The 4,722-nt window shown below is 68.1% G+C and carries 6 protein-coding genes; all 6 read left to right on the plus strand.

Annotation, left to right across the window (positions count from 1 at the left end):
• The coding region (whiA, locus tag ACFVJS_RS26265; protein WP_378886493.1) for a DNA-binding protein WhiA at positions 1–654 on the plus strand (654 nt) is incomplete at its 5' end.
• A gap of 184 nt (positions 655–838) precedes the next feature.
• A complete protein-coding gene (gap, locus tag ACFVJS_RS26270) occupies positions 839–1,837 on the plus strand; it encodes a type I glyceraldehyde-3-phosphate dehydrogenase (protein ID WP_378886495.1) in 999 nt (332 codons plus the stop codon).
• Positions 1,838–1,875: 38 nt separating this feature from the next.
• On the plus strand, positions 1,876–3,099 hold the full coding sequence (locus tag ACFVJS_RS26275; protein WP_378886497.1) for a phosphoglycerate kinase: 1,224 nt from the start codon (positions 1,876–1,878) through the stop codon (positions 3,097–3,099).
• Positions 3,099–3,908 (plus strand): triose-phosphate isomerase, encoded by an 810-nt coding sequence (tpiA, locus tag ACFVJS_RS26280; protein ID WP_378886498.1) that lies wholly within the window; start codon positions 3,099–3,101, stop codon positions 3,906–3,908. The genes ACFVJS_RS26275 and tpiA overlap by 1 nt, the downstream gene beginning before the upstream one ends.
• A 30-nt stretch (positions 3,909–3,938) precedes the next feature.
• Positions 3,939–4,169, plus strand: a complete 231-nt coding sequence (secG, locus tag ACFVJS_RS26285; RefSeq protein WP_008357155.1) for a preprotein translocase subunit SecG — start codon at positions 3,939–3,941, stop codon at positions 4,167–4,169.
• A 133-nt stretch (positions 4,170–4,302) separates the two neighbouring features.
• Complete coding sequence (locus ACFVJS_RS26290; RefSeq protein WP_008357153.1) at positions 4,303–4,662, plus strand: RNA polymerase-binding protein RbpA; 360 nt, start codon at positions 4,303–4,305, stop codon at positions 4,660–4,662.
• Positions 4,663–4,722 lie beyond the last annotated feature (60 nt).

The following is a 4,722-nucleotide window of genomic DNA, read 5'->3' on the forward strand; positions in this document are numbered from 1 at the left end:
CGGGGTCTCCCGCCTGCGGTCGTCTCGGGCGGGGCCTGCGACGCCGTGGCCGCCTGGCGCGGGGCGTTCCTGGCCCACGGCTCGCTCACCGAGCCGGGCCGCTCCTCCTCGATGGAGGTGACCTGCCCGGGCTCGGAGTCGGCCCTCGCCCTGGTCGGCGTCGCCCGTCGGATCGGCATCTCCGCCAAGCCCCGCGAGGTACGCGGCGTGGATCGTGTCGTGATCCGCGACGGCGACGCGATCGGCCAGCTGCTGACCCGCCTGGGCGCCCACGAGTCGCTGATGGCCTGGGAGGAGCGCCGGATGCGCCGCGAGGTGCGTGCCACCGCCAACCGCCTGGCCAACTTCGACGACGCCAACCTTCGCCGCTCGGCCCGTGCTGCCGTCGCGGCCGGAGCCCGCGTCGAGCGCGCGCTGGAGATCCTCGGCGACGACATCCCCGACCACCTGCGCCAGGCCGGCAAGCTCCGGCTGGAGCACAAGCAGGCCTCGCTCGAGGAGCTCGGCCAGCTCCATGACCCGGTGCTGACCAAGGACGCCATCGCGGGCCGGATCCGCCGACTGCTGGCGATGGCCGACAAGCGCGCCGAGGAGCTCGGCATCCCCGACACCGAGGCCTCCCTGACCGCGGAGATGCTCGCCGAGGACGCCTAGGAACAAACTTCACATCAGGAAACGGCCCGAGCCTCTCGCGTATCCGAGGGGCTCGGGCCGTTTGCTACTCGTCCGTCTTTTGGAACGATCCAACCCAGTCTCCCGCTGTTCAGAGGGGCTGGGTAGTGTCGGCGTCAGCGGGTGATCCCGCGCACAATCTTTTCGACGCGAACCAGGAGTCCACGTGACAGTTCGAGTAGGCATCAACGGGTTCGGCCGGATCGGCCGCAACTTCTTCCGCGCGGTGCGCGCCTCCGACCTCGACATCGAGATCGTCGGGGTCAACGACCTCAGCGACAACGCGACCCTTGCGACGCTGCTGAAGTTCGACTCGATCCTCGGCCCGCTCGGCGCCGACGTGTCGGCCACCGAGGACGCGATCGTCGTCGACGGCAAGGAGATCAAGGCGTACGCAGAGCGTGACCCGGCCAACCTCAAGTGGGCCGATCTCGGCGTCGACGTCGTGATCGAGTCCACCGGCTTCTTCACCGACGCGACCAAGGCACGCGCCCACGTCGACAACGGCGGCGCGAAGAAGGTGATCATCTCCGCGCCGGCGAAGAACGAGGACGCCACCATCGTTCTCGGCGTCAACGAGGACGTCTACGACCCGGAGGCCCACACGGTCATCTCCAACGCGTCCTGCACCACCAACTGCCTGGCGCCCCTGGCGAAGGCGCTGCACGAGGGCATCGGCATCAACCAGGGCCTGATGACCACCGTCCACGCCTACACCGCCGACCAGAACCTGCAGGACAACATCCACAAGGACCTGCGCCGCGCCCGCGCCGCCGCCCTCAACGTGGTGCCCACCTCGACCGGCGCCGCCAAGGCGATCGGCCTGGTGCTGCCGGAGCTGAAGGGCAAGCTCGACGGCTACGCCCTGCGTGTGCCGGTGCCGACCGGCTCGATCGTCGACCTCTCCTTCGAGGCGTCGCGCGAGACCTCGGTCGAGGAGATCAACGGAATCATGGAGAAGGCCGCCGACGGGAAGTACCTCGTCTACTCGACCGACCCGATCGTCTCCTCCGACATCGTCACCAACCCGGCGTCCTCGATCTTCGACGCTCCGCTGACCAAGGTCATCGGCAACCAGGTCAAGGTCGCGGCGTGGTACGACAACGAGTGGGGCTATTCCAACCGCCTCGGGGACCTGGTCGCGTACGTTGGCGCGAGCCTGTGACCCAGCGGCGCTCGTCACAGGTTAGTGTCTAGCCCGTTATGTCTCTGAATCTCACGCAGCTCATCGAGCAGGGAGTCGCGGGCAAGCGAGTTCTCGTGCGCTCGGACCTCAACGTCCCGCTGGAAGGCACCACGATCACCGACGACGGTCGGATCCGTGCCTCGGTGCCCACGATCAAGAAGCTGGCCGACGCCGGCGCCAAGGTCGTGGTGGTCGCCCACCTCGGTCGCCCGAAGGGTGAGCCGGACCCGGCCTACTCGCTGGCGCCCGTGGCCGCCCGCCTCGGTGAGCTGCTCGGTGCCGAGGTCGCCTTCGCGACCGACACCGTCGGCGACTCGGCGAGCTCGGTCGTCGGCGGCCTCGCCGACGGTCAGGTCGCCCTGCTGGAGAACGTACGCTTCAACGCCGGTGAGACCAGCAAGGACGACATCGAGCGGGCGACCTTCGCCGCCGAGCTCGCCGCCCTGGCCGACGCCTTCGTCTCCGACGGCTTCGGCGTGGTCCACCGCAAGCAGGCCTCGGTCTACGACGTCGCCAAGCTGCTCCCGAGCGCCCAGGGCGACCTGGTCGCCACTGAGATCGAGGTGCTCAAGCGGCTCACCGAGACCCCGGAGCGTCCCTACGTGGTCGTCCTCGGTGGCTCGAAGGTCTCCGACAAGCTCGGCGTGATCGACAACCTGCTCGGCAAGGCCGACAAGCTGCTCATCGGTGGCGGCATGGTCTTCACCTTCCTCAAGGCCCAGGGTTACGAGGTCGGTCAGTCGCTGCTCGAGGAGGACCAGATCCTCACCGTGCTCGGCTATCTCGAGCGCGCCGAGGAGATCGGCGTCGAGATCCTGCTCCCGACCGACGTCGTGGTCGCCGACTCCTTCGGCGACGAGGCCTCGGCCCGCGTGGTCGCGGCCAACGCGATCCCGGCCGACACGCTCGGGCTCGACATCGGCCCGGAGTCGGCCCAGACGTACGCTGCGGCTCTCGAGGGCGCCAAGACGGTCTTCTGGAACGGGCCGATGGGCGTCTTCGAGCAGGCCGCGTTCGCCGAGGGCACCCGCACGGTCGCCCAGGCCCTCACCACGGTCGACGGCCTCTCGGTCGTCGGTGGTGGTGACTCGGCCGCGGCGATCCGCCAGCTCGGATTCTCCGACGACCAGTTCGGTCACATCTCGACCGGCGGCGGCGCCTCGCTCGAATACCTGGAGGGCAAGACCCTCCCGGGCGTCGCGGTGCTCGACGAGACCACCGTGGTCGGAGGACTCGGCTGATGGCGACCAAGAAGCAGGCCGCGGGGCGCACGCCGCTCATCGCGGGCAACTGGAAGATGAACCTCAACCACCAGGAAGCGGTGGTCCTGGTCCAGAAGCTCGCCTGGACGCTCTCCGACAAGCGGCACGACTTCGCCGCCGTGGAGGTCGCGGTCTTCCCGCCCTTCACCGATATCCGCTCGGTGCAGACGCTGGTCGACGGCGACAAGATGCGGATCACCTACGGTGCGCAGAACGTGTCGACCCACGAGTCCGGCGCCTACACCGGCGAGGTCTCCGCCTCCATGCTGGCCAAGCTCGGCTGCTCCTACGTGATCGTGGGCCACTCCGAGCGTCGTGAGCACTACGGCGAGACCGACGCCATCGTCGCCCAGAAGGCCAAGATCGCGCTCAAGCACAAGATCACCCCGATCGTCTGCGTCGGCGAGGGTCTGGAGATCCGTCAGGCCGGCGCCCACCTCGAGCACTGCACCGGTCAGACCGAGGCCTCGCTGGCCGGCCTCACCGACGCCGAGGTCGCCGAAGTCGTGATCGCCTACGAGCCGGTCTGGGCGATCGGCACGGGGGAGACCGCCACCGCGCAGGATGCCCAGGAGGTCTGCGCGGGCATCAGGGAGCGACTCGAGAAGCTCTACGGGGCCGAGGTGGCCGACGGCGTACGCATCCTCTACGGCGGCTCTGTGAAGCCCAACAACGTGGCCGCACTGATGCAGGAGGGCGACGTCGACGGCGCGCTCGTCGGCGGCGCGAGCCTCTCGGTGGATGACTTTGCGGCGATCTCGCGCTACTACGACCTGCCGGTGCTGTAGGTTTCAGGGCCTCTAGATAGGATTTCAGACGTGGAACTTCTCTTCACCATCATCCTGGTCATCGCGAGCGCGCTGATGATCCTGCTCGTGCTGCTCCACAAGGGCCGCGGTGGCGGGCTTTCCGACATGTTCGGTGGTGGCGTCTCGAGCTCGCTGGGTGGATCCTCGGTCGTCGAGCGCAACCTCGACCGGCTCACCATCGGCATCGGCGTCATCTGGTTCGCCTGTGTGATCGCGCTCGGCCTGCTGATGGCCTACTGAAACATTTCCCTTCAACGCACGCGCGATAGCGTCTAAACTCGTTCGACGCTGGACGGAGATTTTGCCGTCCGATTCCCCCAAAGTGGCCTCTCGGGGCTGCGAACTTTAAGTTGAGAGAGGACACCGCAGCACCATGGCAGGTGGAGGGAACGCGATTCGGGGCTCCCGAGTCGGCGCTGGGCCGATGGGTGAGGCGGAGCGCGGCGAAGCCGCGCCACGAAAGGCCGTCACCTACTTCTGCGCCAACGCACATCGATCGGTCATCACCTTCGCCGTCGAGGCGACGCCGCCGGACTCCTGGGACTGCCCCAAGTGTGGGCTACCCGCGGGTCTCGACGAGGAGAACGCGCCCCCGGCGCCGAAGATCGAGCCTTACAAGACGCACCTCGCCTACGTGAAGGAGCGCCGCTCCGACGCCGAGGCCGAGGACATCCTGGAGGAGGCCATCGCCCTCCTCCGCTCCCGCCGCAAGTCCGGCGAGATCATCTTCTGAAACACCCGCCGAGTCGGCGCGTCTGCTTCACGCAGAGGCGCCGACTCGGCGCATTTGTCC

The sequence above is a fragment of the Nocardioides sp. NPDC057772 genome (assembly GCF_042798075.1).
Classification (GTDB): Bacteria; Actinomycetota; Actinomycetes; order Propionibacteriales; family Nocardioidaceae; genus Nocardioides.